The following is a 19,502-nucleotide window of genomic DNA, read 5'->3' as shown; positions in this document are numbered from 1 at the left end:
GTTCTGCAAATGGCAACTGTTAAGAGATTTGAAGATTTGGAAGTTTGGAAAAAGGCAAGGGAATTAAATAAAATAATTTATCAGGTATCAGGTAAAGGTGAATTTGCAAAGGACTTTGAACTAAAAAAACAAGAACGGAAATCAAGTGGTTCAATTATGGATAACATTGCTGAAGGTTTTGAAAGAGGTGGAAGGGGTGAGTTTATTCAATTTCTTGGAATTTCAAAAGGTTCAGCAGGGGAATTGCGTTCACAAAATCATAGAGCATTTGATGTGAATTATATATCAAATGATGAATTTAAAAATATCAATACCCGTTGCATAGAAATAAGCCAAATGATTCAGGGACTAATGGATTATTTACAAAATTCCGAAATTAAAGGCACAAAATATAAAAAATGCGAACAACTTTAAACCTTAAACATTATACTTTAAACTTGCATATAAAAAGATATTAAATTTAAAACAAACAATAGAAAATGAAACGATACACAATAGACCCGATAACCCGTTTAGAAGGTCATGGTAAAATTGAAATCTTCACTACCGATGATGGTGATGTTGAAAATGTTTATTTTCAGGTTCCCGAATTAAGAGGATTTGAAAGATTTGTTGAAGGTCGTCCCGTTGAGGAGGTTCCACAGATTGTTACAAAAATCTGCGGTGTTTGTCCGGGTTGTCATCACATGGCTTCGGGAAAAGCTGTTGACGCTGTATTTGGTGTAGAGCCAACTTCTGCAGCAAAAAAAATCAGAGAGTTGTTTTACATGGCTCATTTTGTTCATAGTCATATTGCACATTTCTATGCTCTTGCTGCTCCCGATTTTGTTGTTGGTCCAACTGCACCCGCTGCCGAACGCAATGTTCTCGGTGTTATCGGAAAAGTTGGTGTTGAAATAGGAACCGAAGTTATAAAACAGCGCCGTCTTGCTCAGGAAATTCAGGCATTACTCGGTGGACATCAAACCCATGTCATGCTTAACATTCCGGGTGGTGTTAGAAAAGGATTGAAAGAAGATGAAAGAAAAGATATTGAACAAAAAGCAAAAGGATTTATCGAATTTGCAAAATTTTCATTAAAAATATTCGGAGATGTTGTTCTTGCAAATAATACTTATGTTGATATTATTCTAAACGGTCCTTATAAACTAAATTTATATTCCATGGGACTTGTTGATGCAAACAACAAAGTTAATTTCTATGATGGTAAAGTCAGAGTTGTTGACCAGGAAGGTAAAGAGCATTGCAAATATTCACCAAGTGAATATCGCGATTATGTAGAAGAAAGAGTTGAACCATGGACATATCTTAAATTCCCGTATCTTAAAAAAATTGGCTGGAAAGGTTTTGTCGAAGGAAAAGATTCCGGTGTTTATCATGCTACTCCACTTGGCCGTTTGAATGCTGCTGACGGAATGGCAACTCCGCTTGCTCAAGTTGAATATGATAAAATGTATAAAACTCTCGGTGGCAAGCCCGTTCACAATACTTTAGCAATGCATTGGGCGCGTCTTGTTGAATTGCTCTATTCTGCTGAAAGATGTCTTGAATTAGCTCAGGATTCCGAAATTACAAGCAAGGATTTGCGTGCAAAACTCGGGGATATACCTGGTGAAGGTGTTGGCATTGTTGAAGCACAGCGTGGAACTTTAACTCATCATTACTGGACCGACAAAAAAGGAATTGTTACAAAAGCAAATATAATTGTTGGAACTACCAATAACAACGCTGCAATTACAATGTCCATCAAAAAAGCAGCACAGGGTTTGATTAAAAAAGGAGTTACTGTTGATGATGGTATTCTTAACATGGTGGAAATGGCTTTTCGTGCTTATGACCCTTGTTTCTCATGTGCAACCCATAGTTTACCCGGACAAATGCCGATGATTGTGAATTTCCGTGATAAAGAAGGAAACATTTTAAGAACGATTAAAAGAGATTAGAATATTAATTTAATTTTTATTGAAACGCACTGAATTAAAAAAACAGTGCGTTTTTTTTGTTTATTATAATACCCGTATTATTATAATATTTTAGCAATTAAACAATTTAACAATTAAGCATTTCAACAATTTAGCCATAAAACATTCAATCATTCTTGCGAGTTAATAAAAATCTACTTAGATTTGTTTTCCAAATAATCTTTAAATTATTTTTTATGAAAAAATTATTTTTTATTATTTCAATGTTATTGTTCAACGTTGCGGTTATTAAATCTCAAAATCAGAACCTGTCAACACTTGGCGACAGTGCCTTTGAAGCCGGAAATTTCAAATTAGCAAAAAAATTCTTACAGCGAGATATAAAAAGAGACACTACAATAAATTCGCGGTATTACACATTGGCTGCAATTTTTGCATTATTCAACAAAACCGATTCATCTTTCTTTTATATAAAAAAATACATGAAGAAACCCATAATACCTGAAATGGTGCTTGGCGACCCTGATTTATATAATTTACGAAAAGACAAAAAATGGTTGCCGGTAAAAAATTCCCTTGCCGACCAGTTCCTGAAAAACAATCCTAACCTTGAGAAAGACCCGACAATTGAACTTATTGATATGAATGCTTATAACATGGCATTTGTAAAAGACATTGAAAACCTCCAAAAAATATTCGGAAAAAATTCAAAACAAATAGATTCACTGCAAAGATTGAAGAATGAAATAAATTTTACTTTGCAGAAAAGATTCATGGAAATGCTTGATAAAACAGGATGGCCTAAACTGTCGGAAGTTGGAAATAATGCCTCGAACAGTGCTTTTCTGATTTTTCAAAACTCCGACCTTTTGACACAAAAAAATTATATTTCATTTTTTAAAAATGCTGTTGACAATAAAGAAGCAAGTGCATCAAACTATGTTGTTATCGTTGATAAAATTGCCGTTGCCGAAAACAGAAAACAAACTTACGGTACTCAAATTAAATTAAACGAAAAAACGAAGAAAAATGAACTTTACCCTATTGACGATGAAAAAAATGTTGACAAAAGAAGAAAAGAATTAGGACTCGGCTCACTATCCGAATATTTAAGCGAATTCGGAATTAAATATAAATTGCCTGTTAAATAAATTTAAAAATCAAAAAAAATATGAAAAAACTAATCATTCTGCTAACAGCATTATTCGTGCAGTTTGCAATTGTAAAAGCACAGGAAGACAAAATTGATGAAGCAAAAGTTCCGAAAAACATATTACAAACTTTTAAAGAAAAATATCCTACTGCAACTTCTGCAAAATGGAGTAAAACAAAAAAAACATACAATGTAAAATTCAAAATAGATAATTTCAAATGTTTCACTGCATATAATACTGCTGATGGCAAATGCGACGGTGCCACAATAGGCATGAGTTTCGACAATCTGCCCGCTGCTGTGAAAGAAGGTTTTAAAAAAAGCGAATTTAAAGATTGCCCTATAAAAGAAGTCATGGCATCTTCAACAAATATGGAAACTTTGTATTATCTTTATTTGAAATGCGATAAAAAAGATAAACCATATATTGCTTTCACTCCAGCCGGAGAATTGAAAAAATAAATGAAATACGTTTGTGGTTTGTTGTTAAAAAAAACAAATGTTCAATCCTCAATCTCAAAATTTGTTTACCATACATATCAAAGGACATAATTTGAAACTCATCTGCCATAGCGTATTCAAAACTTTATTTCTTTTTGTTTTTTTATTTTTGATTTTTAATAATCATTCCTTTTCTCAAAACATTAATGGTCGTCAAAATAAAGATGAGCAGCTTGCAGCACAATATTTTCAAAATAAAGAGTACGATAAAGCAATAGGATTATATTCAAAACTTTTTAACACTAATCCTTATTTATATTATCAGCCATACCTTGATTGTTTTATTGAACTCAAAGAATATGATAAAGCCGAAAAATTTATAAAAAAACAAATAAAGCAAAATCCCGAATCCTCAAAATATAAAGTTGACCTTGGATATGTTTACAAGCTTCAAAATAAAAATAAAAAATTTGAAAAACAATTCAAAAATATAATTGATGAGTTGATGCCAAATCAACAGCAGGTACTCGAACTTGGAGCAGCTTTTGAAAATAAACAGGAATTTGATTTTGCAATAAGAACATATCTTAAAGGAAGAAAATTATTAAAAGGTTATTATCCCTTTTTCATTGAACTGGCAAATGTTTACGGAAAAATAAATGATTACACTTCGATGTTTGGCGAGTATCTTGATGCCATAGAAACAAATCCCGAATATCTCGAGCAGATTCAGGGTGTTTTTCAAACTGTGATTACCAACGACCAGGACAATAAGAAAACCGATATTTTGAAAAATCTTATTATCACCAAATCTCAGAAAAATCCCGAAAATCTTATTTTCTCCGAAATGCTTGTCTGGCTTGCGATTCAACTCAGGGATTTCGAATCGGCTTTCATTCAGGCAAAAGCAATTGACAGAAGATTTAAAGAAGACGGACACAGATTAATTGAAGTGGCAAAAATATTTTTGGATAACGAAGATTATGAAACTGCTATAAAAGCATACCAACATGTTATAAATAAAGGAAAAGATAATCCTTATTTTATTTCCGCCAAAATTTATCTGGCAAATGTAATGATGCAAAAGATTACAACCAAAAGAAATTATACAACCGAAGAACTAAAAGAACTTGAAAAAATTTATACTTCAACAATTGAAGAGCTGGGAAAAAATCCGAATACTGTTTATCTTCTGAAAGATTACGCACATCTCGAAGCTTTTTATCTTAACAATACCGATACGGCAATAAATATACTAAGTGAAGCCATTGATATTTCAGGTAGTTCACAGCAGGCAAAAGCACAATGTAAAATCGAACTTGCCGATGTTTATGTTCTCACGGGAGAAGTTTGGGAAGCAACACTATTGTATTCACAGGTTGAAAAAGCTTTAAAAAATGACCCGCTCGGACATTTTGCGAGATTTAAAAATGCAAAATTGTCTTTTTACAGAGGCGATTTTAAATGGGCACAGGCGCAACTTGACATTCTTAAAGCCGCTACTTCAAAACTAATATCTAACGATGCCATTGAACTCTCATTGCTGATAAGCGACAATATTGATGCCGACAGCAATTTAACTCCCCTCCTTCTTTATGCAAAAGCCGATTTACTTGCTTTTCAAAATAAATATGATGAAGCTCAAAAAACACTTGACTCAATTCTTCTCTTCTTCAAACAACATCCGATAGCCGATGATGCTGTTTATAAAAAAGCAGAATTGTTTTTTGCAGTTGGCAATTATAAAGATGCTACAGAATTATACAAAAAAGTTTATGACGAATACGAAAGCGACATACGTGGCGACGATGCTCTTTTTAAACTTGCAGAATTAAATGAAAAATTTTTAAACGATATTCCGAAAGCAAAAGAATTTTATCAGGAACTCCTCACAAAATATCCCGGAAGTGTTTTCGTTATTGAAGCCCGAAAAAGATTCAGAACACTCAGAGGCGATGTAGTTAATTAGAGTTTGTCCAGAATGTCCGATTTCTTCGTTACTCTCGTTTCAAATAATTACCGAATTATCAAATACTAATTTCTGCCCGCTAACACTAAGCCCATGTTAGCGGCTGGTTTTGTATTGCTGTTTTTTTGTTTCAATTTCTAATGCACCAAAATCATTGTAAAACCGTGTGTTAAATACAGAATAGTCGTATCCTGTATTTACTGTTCCTTTTTTTAATACAACACCATCATTTTTGATTGGTAATTCAGTTTTTTGATTATCTGTAATTTGGTATGTGTCTAATTTTATGTTATCAAATTTTTTAACATCTTTTGTATTGAGAATGTAAAAATGGCATTTTTTCTCTTTTGTGTCATCAAAAATAGCAATCCAAACATAAAACACCTCTTTACCCATATTATACCTAATTTTAGGGTGGAAACTAAATTTTCTCACATCGTCTTTTTCGGTTTTAATCCCTTCGGAAGTTTTTACTTGTAAATACCGAGAAATTACTTCTAACTCCGTTTCTTTGCAATGCTCACACAGATTAGTAACGCATTTAACCGTTTTCCCATTGCGAATAGTGTAGCGAATATATTGATTACTGTATTTTTTACAACTTTGGCAATAGTATTTTGTGATTGTAAAATCAATGCCTTCATCAATATAAGCCCTATGAACTTGCCAACCAAGTTCGTGCAATTCCATTGATAAACGCATTTCGCCATAAAGTCCAATGACTTGTTTTTTCTTTTCTTCTAACTCATTCATAATAAATTAATTTCTGAAATTTGAATATTTTTTGTATTAAATAATTGCGGGTGCAAAGATTTCGTCAAATTTTGCATACTGCTTTTGCCAAACATCTCTTTATTTAATTCAATTCCAACACCAATTCTTCCAAGTTGTTTTGCTGTTATTACAGAAGTAAAACTGCCACCAAAAGGGTCTAAAACATATTCATTTGGATAAGAAAACATTTTTACAGCAAATTCGGGAATTTCTGCAGGAAATGGTGCAGTATGTCCCAAAGTATTTTCTCCTTTTGAATTTATTTTTATGACAGGATTGATTTTAATTATATCTCTGCGCCATTTTTTTATATATTCTTTTTCAATAGCAAATTTTTCTTCTTGCCTACCCTGTGTAGTAATCGTTTTAAGCGAAAATCTTTTCCCACGATTTGCCTCACTGCGTTCAAAACATTCAAAATTTTTACATTCCCAACTTTTTAATCCAATTTCCGAATAAGCATTGCCATTAACTTTTATACACCCACAAACAGGGCAAGGATATCGTGTTGTATCGTTTCTGTGTTTATGAAAAATCAAAATATGTTCATAACAATTCATCGGGTATTGATAAAAAGGATAGGGCTTGTTTCCATTTTTATGTCGCTCGCTTTGTACCTCACCTTTGTCCCAAATAAAATCATCTACAAAGGTAAAACCCTCTTCCTCAAATATTTTTGTAAAATAAGCACCAAGCGGAATACGTCTTTTTCCCCATGTTGATTTTGTTGTAATATTGTCATTATCAAAAATGTCGCCCACATTAAAAACAAAAACTCTATTGTTGTCCAAAACACGATACGCCTCACGAATTATCATTCTCATGTCGTCTAAATAATCATTCAAATTTTTCCATTGAGAATATTCACGAGCGTTATAATATGGTGGCGATGTAACCATTAAATGAATTGATTCCGGTTTCATCCCACGCATTACATCAAAACAATTTCCCCATATAATTTTTACGCCATCGTCTTTATTTTCAAGAAAATTAACAAGTTTTGTGTTATTTTTTTTATATTGATTTTGATAATCCTTTTTAACAAAATCAATATAAATATCTGTAAAATTATCAATAATCTCTTTTCTGTTTGTTTTTGTTTTTAAATAGTCAACTGTTTGCAAAAACTCCATAAGCCTTTCTTTATTTGAAAATGTTTCTTCCAAATAGGAGCGGCTTATTTCAATAATTGTTTCTATATATGGTTTTTTATCTATCATTTATGTAAAATTAATATAATATCGCAAAAATACACTTTATTTTTTTAATATTTTTTGAGTAAAAAGTTTATCTTTACTATTATTTTTTACTTTGAATTATAGTAGCAGTTCGCTATAAAACTTGCCGCTAACGAGGTAGTTGGTGTCATCAAAAGTTAAGTCCTAAAATATTTGCCCAAATGAAGTCGCTGCTATTAAAGTTAACAAAATTGAAAATAAATATTTTCTCATATACATGTCTTTTAAAATGGCTTATAACTATCTTAAATGTTTAATAAAGATATTCCGGCATCCCTAATTTGTATAGCTTCGAACACCTTTCAAAACATTATTTACTTTATTATTTCTCATACAAATATAATATTTTCACTTTCGTTAATTCAATTTTATTTACGATTTTTTTCGTACTTCCCACATCGTACTTCGGTTTTTATTTTTATAACATTTTATGCCTGACATAACACTTATTCGCTCTTTTAACTATATTTGCAGCTATCAGGAAAAAAAAATTATGCTGACTTATTTACAGGTTGAAAATCTTACCAGAACATACAGAGAAAAAGTTTTATTTGAAAATATATCTTTTGTTGTTAATCAATATCAAAAAATAGCGTTAATTGCAACAAACGGTTCAGGTAAAACAACTTTACTTAATGTTATTGCAAGCATTGACAGCGCCGATTCCGGAACCGTGAAGCTTACCAAAGATATAGTTGTTGCTTATTTAAAACAAGAACCCGTTTTAAATTCCGAAAATAATATATTCGATGAAGTATATTCATCTTCAAATAATATTACCAAAACTATTGCAAATTATGAAAAAGCAATTTTAAGCAATAATAAAAACGAAATACAAATTGCTTCAGAAAAAATGGATTTGCACAATGCATGGGAATATGAAAACCGCATTAAACAAATTTTAGATAAGCTTAAAATTTCTAACTTAAAACAAAACATAAGCGAGCTTTCGGGCGGACAGTGTAAGCGCATTGCATTAGCAAAAATATTGATTACCGAACCGGAGTTTCTGATTCTTGATGAACCGACAAATCATCTCGATATGGAAATGATAGAATGGCTCGAAGAATTTCTTTCAAAATCAAACTTAACTTTGCTAATGGTTACCCACGACCGATATTTCTTAGACAGGGTTTGCAACGAAATTATTGAATTAGACAATGGCTCCGTTTTTAGATATAATGGGAATTATTCTTTTTTTATTGAAAAGCAGGCAGAGAGATATTATAACTTAAATAAGGAAACTGCCCAAGCCCGCAATTTATTGAAAAAAGAACAGGAATGGATGCGCAAAATGCCAAAGGCACGAACCACAAAAGCAAAATACAGAATCGATAGTTTTTATGAATTAAAATCAAAAGCAGAAAATAAAATTCAGAATAATAAAATTAAAATAAATATTCAGAGTTCAAGAATGGGTAATAAAATTATTAAACTTGAAGATATTTGTTATAATTGGGGTGAACTCAAAATATTGAACGGCTTGACATATAACTTTAATAAAAACGAAAAGATAGGAATTGTTGGAAAAAATGGAACAGGAAAATCTACTTTTTTAGATATTATTTCAGGAGATTTAAAACCCGCTTCAGGCAGAATTGAAATAGGAGAAACCATTAAATTCGGTTATTATAAACAGGAAGGTATAACTTTTAATGAGGATACAAAAGTAATTGATGTAGTAAACGAAATTGCAGAAGTTATTGATATGGGAAACGGCAGTATTGTTACCGCAGCACAATTCCTGAATTATTTTATGTTTCCTTATTCAATGCATTATAATTCTATCAGCAGATTAAGCGGAGGAGAGAAACGAAGATTATATTTAGTAACTGTTTTGATGCGAAATCCCAACTTTCTTATTCTTGATGAACCGACAAACGACCTCGATATATTAACATTAAATGTTTTGGAAGATTACCTTACCTCTTTTAAAGGATGCGTTGTTGTAGTTACTCACGACAGATATTTTATTGACAAAATAGTTGACCATTTATTTGTTTTCGAAGGAAATGGTGTGGTTAAAGATTTTCCGGGAAATTATTTTGCATACAGAGATTATTGTGAGCAGCTCAAACAAAATGCAGCAGCAATAAATAAAAACGAAAATACAAAAAGCGAAATTCCTAAAATAAAAAATAAAGCAAAACTCACATTTAAAGAAAAAATTGAAATTGAAGCATTAGAAAAAGAAATTGAAATTTTAGAGAATGAAAAAAAAATTATCGAGTTAGCTTTTAGTTTGGGAAATAGCACTAATGAACAATTAACTACAGATACTATTCGTTACAACGAAATACAAAAACAACTTGAAGAAAAATCAAATCGCTGGCTTGAGTTGAGTGAAAAGACGTAATCTGTAATCTTAAAATTGCCACAGATTCACAGAAAAAAAACTTTTTTATAATCTGTGAATCTGTGGCAGCTTTTTAAATTTTCATAGACAATTGTATTCTCTTTCTTTCCTCATCAACTTCTAAAACTTTTACTTTAACATGCTGATGCAATTTTACAATTTCATTCGGGTCGGAAACAAATTTATCTGCAAGTTGTGAAATATGAACAAGACCGTCCTGATGAACACCGACATCAACAAAACAACCGAAACGAGTTATGTTTGTAACAATTCCGGGCAATGTCATGCCAACAACGAGGTCTTTAACCGAATGAACATTTGGATTAAATTCAAACACCTTAATGGTTTCACGCGGGTCTCTTCCGGGTTTTGCAAGCTCCTGAATAATATCCCGAAGTGTTGGCAAACCAATTTCATCAGAAACATATTTATTAATATCTATTTTTGAACGAACAGCATCATCTTTCAAAAGAACATCAACAGTTGTATTAAGGTCAGATGCCATTTTCTCAACCAATTTATATCTTTCGGGATGAACGGCACTATTATCCAATAAATTTTTGGCATCGGGAATGCGAAGAAAACCGGCACATTGCTCAAATGCCTTATCGCCCATACGGGCAACTTTCATAAGTTCTTTTCTCGATTTAAAAACTCCTTTTTCTTTTTTATAATCAATTATATTTTGAGCCAAAACCGATCCTAAACCCGAAACATAAGTCAGCAGTTGTTTGCTGGCAGTATTCAAATTAACACCAACCTTGTTAACACAAAGCGTTACAACCTGGTCCAAACTATTTTTAAGTTTTGTTTGGTCAACATCATGTTGATATTGCCCCACACCTATTGACTTAGCATCTATTTTAACAAGTTCAGCCAACGGGTCCATCAATCTTCTTCCAATAGAAACAGAGCCCCTAACGGTTACATCATACTCAGGAAATTCTTCTCTGGCAACCGACGAGGCGGAATAAACAGATGCGCCATTCTCGCTTACAACAAAAACTTTTATGTCGCGTTCAAATTTCACTTTCTTTATAAATGTTTCTGTTTCGCGACCTGCTGTGCCGTTGCCAATTGCGATTGCATCTATTTTATATGCATTCACAAGTTGATTTATTTTTGCTGCGGCAGCTCCTGTTTCTTTTTGCGGTGGATGAGGATATATGGTTGCGTTGTGCATCAATGTTCCTTGTGCATCTAAGCATACAACTTTGCAACCTGTTCTAAATCCAGGGTCAATTGCCAGAACTCTCTTTTGCCCCAAAGGCGGTGCAAGCAACAACTGACGAAGATTTTCGGTAAATACGATTATTGCTTCATCATCTGCTTTTTCTTTTGTTATTGCTTTAATTTCATTTTCTATTGATGGATATAAAAGTCGTTTATATGAATCTGTAATTGCTTTCTTCAAATGTTTTGAACATTCATTTGAAGATTTAATAAAAATATTTTCTAATATTTTAATAGCTTTTTCTTCTTCCGGTTCAACCGAAACTCTTAGTATTTCATCTTCATTTCCTCTGCACATAGCCATATATCTGTGCGATGGACAACTTTTAAGCAATTCGTTGTAATCAAAATAATCTATAAATTTAACACCATCTGTTTCTTTACCTTTAATTACTTTCGAATATATTTTTGCTTCATTAATAAACAACCTGCGAATAGAATCTCTTGCTTTTAAATCTTCATTTATCAATTCGGCAATTATATCTCTGGCTCCTTGCAATGCTTCTTCAATAGTTTCAACTTTATCATTAATGAATTTTCCGGCAAAAGAATTTATATCTTTCTCTAATTGATTCATAATAGCAATTGCCAAAGGCTCAAGTCCTTTTTCTTTCGCTATACTTGCTTTGGTTTTACGTTTTTGTTTATATGGCAGATAAATATCTTCAAGCTCCGATAAAACATAACTTTCAGTTAATTTCTGTTTTAACTCATCAGTCATCTTTCCTTGTTCTTCTATTGAATTAATAATGGTTTCACGACGTTTATCAATTTCAATAAGTTTTTCCATTAAGTTTTTAACTGCCGCAACCGTAACCTCATCCATGCTTCCGGTTTGTTCTTTTCTATACCTGCTGATAAATGGTATAGTTGCTCCGCCTTCGAACAATTCAATAGTTTTATTTACGTGTTCTTTACTTAGGTTTAATTGTTTTGATATTATTTCAACATGTTTCTGAGCCATAAAAAAATCGTTGGAAATTTTAAGATTTATAAAGTAAAATTATAATATTATTTATAAACTTACAGAAGTATCATATTACTAAAATAAGAATTTTATAAAAAATGTTTGTCGGTTTGAAAATAATATTAATATAATTTGCAAACATCAAGCAACTAACAGCCAAAGCAGGATGATTTCAGATTTTTACTTTTCCTTTTTTTTCTCAATTTTCTCTATAACTTCATCTTGTACGGATTTTGGTATAGGCAAATAATTAAAAAATTCCATTGAATAGTTTGCTCTTCCGCTCGAAATATTTCGCAACTGTGTTGCATATCCGAACATTTCCATAAGAGGAACGAAACCATTTAATTTTTGTGCACCTTTTCTAAATCTTCGCATTGCTTCAATTCTGCCTCTTCGTTTGTTTAGATTTCCGGATATATCGCCTATGTGTTCATCGGGAGTATTAATTTCTATTTTCATTATTGGCTCAAGAAGTATTGGATTTGCTTTTAAAAAACCACGTTTAAAACATTTGGAAGCACAAAGCTGAAAAGCCATGTCAGATGAATCAACCGGATGATACTTTCCATCAATCAATGTAACTTTAACATCAACAACAGGAAAGCCGGCAAGAACCCCTGCTTCTAAAGTTTTCATGATTCCTTTATTAACAGAAGTAACATATTCTGCCGGTATTGCTCCTCCCTTTATTTTATCAATGAACTCATATCCTTTTCCCATATTAGGTTCTATGCGCATTTCTGTTTGAGCAAATTGTCCTTTACCACCTGATTGTTTTGCATGTTTATATTCACATTCTATTTCCTGAGTTATTGTTTCCCTGTACGAAACTGACGGTTCGCCAACAACAACATCAACGCCAAATTCATGTTTAAGCCGGTCAATTAATATTTCCAGATGTAACTCACCCATTCCTGCAATTATTGTTTCACACGTTTCTTCATCATATCTTACGCAGAAAGATGGGTCTTCATTTGTTAGTTTATGCAATGATTCTCCAAGTTTACTTTTATCTTTTTGTTCTGCCGGAGTTATTTTAAGTTCAATAACAGAAGGTGGTACATGTATTGATTCTAAATGCAATTTATGTTCGCTATCACACAAAGTATCGCCTGTTTTAGTATATTTCATTCCAACGAGTGCAACAATATCACCGGGTCCGGCTTCATATATCTCCACTCTGTCTTTTGCATGTATTTTAAAAAATCTTCCAATTCTTTCGTGTTTATCTTTTGTGGAATTCAAAACCTGCATGCCACCTTTAAGAATACCCGAATATATTCTTATGAAATTTTGCTGACCAACAAACGGGTCATTTATTACTTTAAAAGCAAGTGCAGCAAAAGGTTCTTTTATAGAAGGATTACGCGAGCGTGTTTTTTCGGGGTCATCAACATCAATTCCGATAACAGCTCCCACATCAACAGGTGAAGGCAAATAGTCAACAACTGCATCAAGCAATTGCTTAATTCCTTTGTTTTTATATGCCGCTCCGCAAAATACGGGTGTTATCATAAGTTTAAGAGTTGTAACTCTTGCAGCTTTTCTGAGCAATTCAGCGGGAATATCTTTTTCGTTAATAAAAAGCTCCATTATTTCTTCATCGTAGTCGCCAAGTTTCTCAACTATTAATGACCTTATTTCTTCGCATTTTTCTTTATATTCTATTGGAACTTCGTTTGCATAAGATTCGTTTTCGGAAAATATATATGCTTTTCGTTCGAGGACATCTATAAAACCATTAAAATTTTCTTCTTCGCCTATTGGTATTTGAAAAGGAATAGCTTTAGCATCAAGATTTTTATTCATCATTGAAACCACATCAAAAAAATCAGCACCTGTTCTATCCATTTTATTTACAAAAGCAATACGCGGAACTTTATATCTGTCTGCCTGACTCCATACTGTTTCCGATTGTGGCTCAACTCCTCCAACTGCGCAAAACACAGCTATCATTCCATCAATAACTCTCAACGACCTTTCTACTTCAATTGTGAAATCAACATGTCCCGGAGTGTCAATTAAATTAATTTGCGAATTTTTCCATATACATGTAATTGCAGCCGAAGCAATGGTAATACCTCTCTCCTGTTCCTGTTTCATGAAATCCATGGTTGCTTCTCCGTTGTGAACTTCTCCGGTTTTTCTTGTAACCCCTGTAAAAAATAATATTCTTTCTGTTAATGTTGTTTTGCCTGCGTCGATATGAGCAGCAATTCCAATGTTTCTTAATTTATTCAGTGGCATATTAAAATTTTATTTATTCCGCTTAAAATTTATTTTTCTCGGAAAACTTTTCTAAAGGGGTATTTCTGCTAACTACTGGTTATTTGTTTATTGCGGATTTTAACACCTACGTTGTTTTCTAATAAGCGCAAAAGTAAGGAATATAAAGGAATTTTCCTAATCTGCCTTTCTGATAATTGCAGGAGAAAAAAACAAATGTGGTTAATACGTATCAGAATTTTCTTTTATTTCATCACCACTAATACTTTTTGAATCCATTTTTTTCCAGACATACCATATATATATCAGGACAATCGGAATTATAAGAGTTACATAACCCATTACAGCAAGAGTATATTTGCTTGATGAACTGTTTGCGATTGTCAATGAGCTTTGCAAATCGAAGTTCGACGGATAAAAAGCAGTATGATTTAACCCTGTGATAGCAACTAATGCAAACACAGTTAAAATTGTTCCTATACCCGAAAACCAGATTCCATTTTTATACTTTTTAAATATTGAAATTGCAAGCCCGGATATTACCAAAACAATTCCGGTTAAAAATAAAAAGCCAATTAAAGGCATTTGAACAAGATTGTGAAAATATTTATTTTTTTCGAGAAACACAATGGAGAACTGGCTGTCCGTTTCATACCCTTTTAATAAATATAATTGAAAAATAAATGCAAGAAAAAACAATAAAAACAAAACCGTATTAAATTTAAGCTTTCTAAAAGCTTTTTCTAATATTTTTTCATTTTCAATATTATTTATAAAATACATCAAACCGAGCAAGCGGGTTAACCATAAAACACTTGCTCCCAAACACAAATTAAAAACATTAAAAATTGATTCGAGTCCCTGCATGCTGCTTTGCCAATGTACTATATTATTTTGATTAAGAGAAAATCCCGAGCCATTGAAAAAAGTTGCAACAACAATTCCGATAAGAAAACTTCCAAAGCATCCGTTGATTAATAAAAAACCTTCATATATTTTATGTCCGAGAAAATTTCCTTTTTTTATTCTGAATTCATAAGAAACAGCTTGTATTATAAAACAAAATAAAATCAGCAGCCATAGCCAGTATGCTCCCGAAAAACTTGTTGCATAGAATAATGGAAACGCAGCAAACATAGCACCGCCAAACATTACCAATGTAGTGAAAGTTAATTCCCATTTTCTGCCGAGTGAATTAATCAATATTTTTTTTTCTTCTTCGTTTTGCGGAAGAGTTTTCATAAATGTTTGACCTCCCTGTACAAACATTAAAAAAACAAAAATACCGCTAAGCAAAGAAATTATTATCCACCAGTATTGCTGTAGTTGGTACAAAGACATTGTTTCAAACATATTAATCTTTTTTTTATCTGTGAATCTTTGACATTTTTATTTTTACAAACTCAAAATATAATAGAACCAGAAATCATTATTCTTTTGGTCCTTGTTTTATCAAATTCGTTAAAATTTTAATATTTGCTATAAATAATATTGTAAAAATAATTGCAAAAATCACAAAAGTTATTTGCACCGATTTTACCGGTATATTTGAAGTTGCAGCATTCGTAGTCATTATATCCTGAATCACCCATGGCTGCCGACCAACTTCAGCAACGAGCCAGCCAAGCATTGATGCAATATATGCCAAAGGTATTGACCAAACAGCAACTCGTAAAAGCAACTTTTGCTTTTCGAAATTTTTCTTGTATGACAGATAAATTATAAATGCAAAAAAGAGCATAAAGTAAACTCCCAAATAAACCATGAAATGAAAGCTGTAAAAAACAAAAGGAATATTTGGTACAAGATATTTTACTTCGTCAACATAGCCATAACCAATGTTTTTATAATTTTCATAAAATTCATTTTTATAAATACTCATTAAATCCGTGTCGTTTTTTTTTGCAGCATATTTATAATTTGCCAACGCAAGAACAGCATTTTTACCTTGTATAATTTTTTCTTTTGCAGGAATAATTCTGTTTTCAATATTTCCATTTATTAAATCGTTCACTCCCGGAATAAAAGAATTTTTATCATGGAAACTCAACAATGAAAGTAATTTTGGAAATCTCAGCATGAATAAAAATTCATTTTCGTTATTATCAAATCTTTTTTTAGGATTTAAAATTCCGATAGCAACAAGTCCCGCACCTTTTTGTCCATGGTATAAACCTTCAACTGCAGCAAGTTTCATCGGCTGATATTTTGCAACGTGCTGTGCAGACTTATCTCCGGTAAAAGCCAGTATAAGCGATGATAATAATCCGAAAACAGCTCCTATATAAATACTTTTTTTTGCTAAAAAAAACTCTCTTTTTCTTAACAAATACCATGCGCTAACTCCGATAACAAAAACCGAAGCAAGAACAAAAGCTGAAGTAACAGTATGAATAAATTTTACATTGGCAACAGGGGAAAATGCAACATCCCAAAAATTTTGCATTTCATTTCGAGCTGTATCCATATTGAATTTTGTGCCGACAGGATATTGCATCCAGGCATTTGCAACTAAAATCCAGAATGCAGATAAATTTGAACCAATTGCAACAAGCCATGTTGAAAGCAAGTGGAATTTTCTGCTAACTTTATTCCAGCCGAAAAACATTACCACAAAAAAAGTAGCTTCAAGGAAAAACGCTGCTAATCCTTCAATTGCCAATGGCGCACCAAAAATATCTCCGACGAACCATGCAAAATTTGACCAGTTTGTGCCGAATTCAAATTCTAAAATCAATCCTGTTGCTATACCAATTGCAAAATTTACAGTAAATAAAGACATCCAGAATTTTGTGATTCTTTTCCATTCGGGATTTTTTGTTCTTATATAAATGGTTTCCATTAATGCCATTATCACTGATAAACCAAGTGTTAACGGAACAAACAACCAGTGATAAATGGCTGTTAACGCAAATTGCGCCCTCGACCAATCTGCTAATGATAAATCAATGCTTGCCATATTATAAATAATTATCTTAATAAATTGACTTTACGATTTTGTTCTGTAAAATTCAGCACTTGCAATATTTATTTCTCCATAAGAAAAAGTTTCATCCAAACTTTCCTTAATAGCTTTCAACGATGGTTTTTCCTGTTGTTTTATGATATTCAAAATTGTATCAAGGCGTTCCTGCTCAATATATTTCGCAGCAATTATTTTTTCTTCCAATATTAATTTTGAAACATGAGAATATATGGTTCCCGTTGCCATGTGTCTTTCTTCCGCAACTTCTTCAATGCTTTTGCCTTCTTCCAATAAAGCAAATGTTATGTCGTAAGTTGATAGTTTTTCTTTTTCAGTTTCTTCTTTGGTTTTGACAATATTTTTTTGTTCATCTTCAGGTTTTGAAGTGTATAATTTTTTCTCTAAAAGATAAAGTTCTTTTAATTGTTTTATTTTTCCTGTTGTTTCCGCTTTAAGTCCTGTTACAATTTTCAGATATCCTTTTATTTTTTTTGCTTTCTTTATTGATTCCCCGTGCTGTTCAAATGGAAATAAAACTTTTTCATTTAATAATTTTACAAAATATTCTATTCCTTTCACACATCTATCTTCAATTTGCTGCCATGTAATTTCTTTTTTTTCATGGCTGTCATACATTTCTTTCAATCGCTTAACAAACTTTTGTTCGACATCACTTAATTCGCTTAACGAATCACTGATGTTTTTACATAATTCAAACACCTTTTCTCTATCGGGAATTTTTTTCTCGGCAATTACTTTGTTCCACTCCATAAAACCATAAATCAGATTTTGCATATTAATAGCTTTATATATTTTTTCCAAGCTATATGGCAATTTTTCTTTCTCAATAATTTCTTGTATCGCACTCAAATTCCACAATTCATCCTGAAATGAATTTATTGCATCATCGGAAAATATTACATCCTGATTTATTCTTGATTTTAAAGTAATTCCCTCCAACGTTCTGCAACGGCTTAAAGCAACGTAAACCTGACCGGGTGCAAATGAACGTCCGGCATCAATTATTGCCTTGTCGAAAGTTAAGCCCTGACTTTTATGAATGGTTGCAGCCCATGCCAAACGAATAGGATATTGACAAAAAATTCCCATAACATCATCTTTTATTTCGTTTGTTTCTTTATCAACAAAGTATTGTTTATTTTCCCATTCAACTTTTCCTACAATATAATCATCACTTTCATTTTCAAATTTAACTTTTATAATATCGTCAGTTAAATATGTTACGGTTGCCATTTTCCCATTAAAATATTTTTTTGAAACACCCATGTCGTTTCTAATAAACATTACTTGTGCCCCGACTTTTAAAATAATTCTTTTGTCATTCGGATACATATTTTCTCTGAAATCACCTGAAATTTCGGCATCAAAAAAATATGCTCGTGATTTTATTTTTTCGAGTTGAGTTTGATTAATGCGGTCAACAGTGGCATTGTGAGTTGTTAAATAAATATAACCGTTCTCTTTGGGTTCAAATGTTGGATTGTACCTTAAATGCAGCATATCAAATGCTTCTTTATCGTATTCCTGATGTCTGATTTTATTTAATATATTGATGAAATTTTCATCTTCCTGCCTGTAAACTTTAAGCAATTCAATGCTTACAGGAGGATTCTCGGTTAAAACCAAACTATCGAAAAAGTAAGGACTCTTATAATATTTATCCAGAATTTCTTTTGTTTCATCCTTAATAACAGGCGGCAATTGAAACATATCGCCAATAAAAAGAACCTGAACTCCGCCAAATGGCTTTTTGTTTCTTCTTGCAAATTGCAACGCAATATCAACGGCATCGAGCATGTCGGCTCTTACCATGCTTACCTCATCAATAATCATCAATTCCAATTTAACAAGCACATTGAGTTTTTCTTTGCTGTAATGAAAATGTTTTATTAATTCATTTCTGTTAATTGCTATATTCGGGTCAACAAAATCATTTGATGGGATGAAACTCAGCAAAGGCAAATTAAACATTGAATGAATGGTAACTCCACCTGCATTAATGGCAGCAACACCGGTTGGTGCTACAATAATTAATTTCTTTTTTGATTTATTTGCAACGTATTTTAAAAATGTAGTTTTTCCCGTACCTGCTTTCCCTGTAAGAAAAAGAGATTTGCCGGTGTTCTCAACCAATTCATAAGCTAAATCGAATTCGTAATTTTCCACTTAATTTATTTTTTCGACTGCAAATTTAAAAAATAAAATATACAGGAAAACACTTTTTAGAATTTGTA

General features: G+C 32.1%; 13 protein-coding genes and 1 pseudogene. 7 read left to right on the top strand and 7 right to left on the bottom strand.

The window, feature by feature from the left end:
• Positions 1 to 9 precede the first annotated feature (9 nt).
• From WC223_04095 to WC223_04070, 6 genes and pseudogenes are all read left to right on the top strand, one after another.
• Positions 10 to 414, top strand: coding sequence for a four helix bundle protein (locus tag WC223_04095; GenBank protein ID MFA6923415.1), 405 nt, complete (start codon positions 10 to 12; stop codon positions 412 to 414).
• A gap of 65 nt (positions 415 to 479) precedes the next feature.
• Positions 480 to 818: pseudogene (locus WC223_04090) on the top strand (nickel-dependent hydrogenase large subunit).
• Positions 792 to 1,943, top strand: coding sequence for a nickel-dependent hydrogenase large subunit (locus WC223_04085; protein ID MFA6923414.1), 1,152 nt, complete (start codon positions 792 to 794; stop codon positions 1,941 to 1,943). The pseudogene WC223_04090 and the gene WC223_04085 overlap by 27 nt, the downstream one beginning before the upstream one ends.
• A gap of 215 nt (positions 1,944 to 2,158) precedes the next feature.
• Complete coding sequence (locus tag WC223_04080) at positions 2,159 to 3,073, top strand: DUF6624 domain-containing protein (GenBank protein MFA6923413.1); 915 nt, start codon at positions 2,159 to 2,161, stop codon at positions 3,071 to 3,073.
• 20 nt (positions 3,074 to 3,093) lie between these two features.
• Complete coding sequence (locus tag WC223_04075) at positions 3,094 to 3,537, top strand: hypothetical protein (protein ID MFA6923412.1); 444 nt, start codon at positions 3,094 to 3,096, stop codon at positions 3,535 to 3,537.
• A gap of 37 nt (positions 3,538 to 3,574) precedes the next feature.
• Complete coding sequence (locus WC223_04070; GenBank protein MFA6923411.1) at positions 3,575 to 5,485, top strand: tetratricopeptide repeat protein; 1,911 nt, start codon at positions 3,575 to 3,577, stop codon at positions 5,483 to 5,485.
• A 96-nt stretch (positions 5,486 to 5,581) separates the two neighbouring features.
• Here the strand turns inward: WC223_04070 and WC223_04065 are convergent, their stop codons facing one another.
• Positions 5,582 to 6,238, bottom strand: a complete 657-nt coding sequence (locus tag WC223_04065) for a hypothetical protein (protein MFA6923410.1) — start codon at positions 6,236 to 6,238, stop codon at positions 5,582 to 5,584.
• Positions 6,235 to 7,479 carry a site-specific DNA-methyltransferase gene (locus WC223_04060; GenBank protein ID MFA6923409.1) on the bottom strand — a complete coding sequence of 415 codons (1,245 nt, stop codon included), beginning with the start codon at positions 7,477 to 7,479 and terminating at the stop codon, positions 6,235 to 6,237. The genes WC223_04065 and WC223_04060 overlap by 4 nt, the downstream gene beginning before the upstream one ends.
• 511 nt (positions 7,480 to 7,990) lie before the next feature.
• On the opposite strand from WC223_04060, the gene WC223_04055 reads away from it, so the two are divergent.
• Positions 7,991 to 9,853, top strand: a complete 1,863-nt coding sequence (locus WC223_04055; protein MFA6923408.1) for an ABC-F family ATP-binding cassette domain-containing protein — start codon at positions 7,991 to 7,993, stop codon at positions 9,851 to 9,853.
• A gap of 73 nt (positions 9,854 to 9,926) precedes the next feature.
• Here WC223_04055 and WC223_04050 read toward each other — a convergent pair whose 3' ends face one another.
• From WC223_04050 to WC223_04030, 5 genes are all read right to left on the bottom strand, one after another.
• Entirely contained in the window at positions 9,927 to 12,050 is a 2,124-nt protein-coding gene (locus tag WC223_04050) for a Tex family protein (protein ID MFA6923407.1), read from the bottom strand.
• Positions 12,051 to 12,233: 183 nt separating this feature from the next.
• Positions 12,234 to 14,303: an elongation factor G gene (gene fusA, locus WC223_04045; GenBank protein MFA6923406.1), complete on the bottom strand. Its 2,070-nt coding sequence runs from the start codon at positions 14,301 to 14,303 to the stop codon at positions 12,234 to 12,236.
• Positions 14,304 to 14,504: 201 nt separating this feature from the next.
• A complete protein-coding gene (gene cydB / locus WC223_04040; GenBank protein MFA6923405.1) occupies positions 14,505 to 15,623 on the bottom strand; it encodes a cytochrome d ubiquinol oxidase subunit II in 1,119 nt (372 codons plus the stop codon).
• A gap of 88 nt (positions 15,624 to 15,711) precedes the next feature.
• Positions 15,712 to 17,241 (bottom strand): cytochrome ubiquinol oxidase subunit I, encoded by a 1,530-nt coding sequence (locus WC223_04035; GenBank protein ID MFA6923404.1) that lies wholly within the window; start codon positions 17,239 to 17,241, stop codon positions 15,712 to 15,714.
• 30 nt (positions 17,242 to 17,271) lie between these two features.
• Positions 17,272 to 19,434 carry a helix-turn-helix domain-containing protein gene (locus WC223_04030; GenBank protein ID MFA6923403.1) on the bottom strand — a complete coding sequence of 721 codons (2,163 nt, stop codon included), beginning with the start codon at positions 19,432 to 19,434 and terminating at the stop codon, positions 17,272 to 17,274.
• Between the last annotated feature and the right edge of the window lie 68 nt (positions 19,435 to 19,502).

It is taken from the genome of Bacteroidales bacterium, assembly GCA_041671145.1.
In the GTDB taxonomy this organism is placed as follows: domain Bacteria; phylum Bacteroidota; class Bacteroidia; order Bacteroidales; family JAHJDW01; genus JAQUPB01.
Note: the sequence above shows the minus strand (reverse complement) of the source record. Positions and strands in the feature narration are given on the sequence as shown.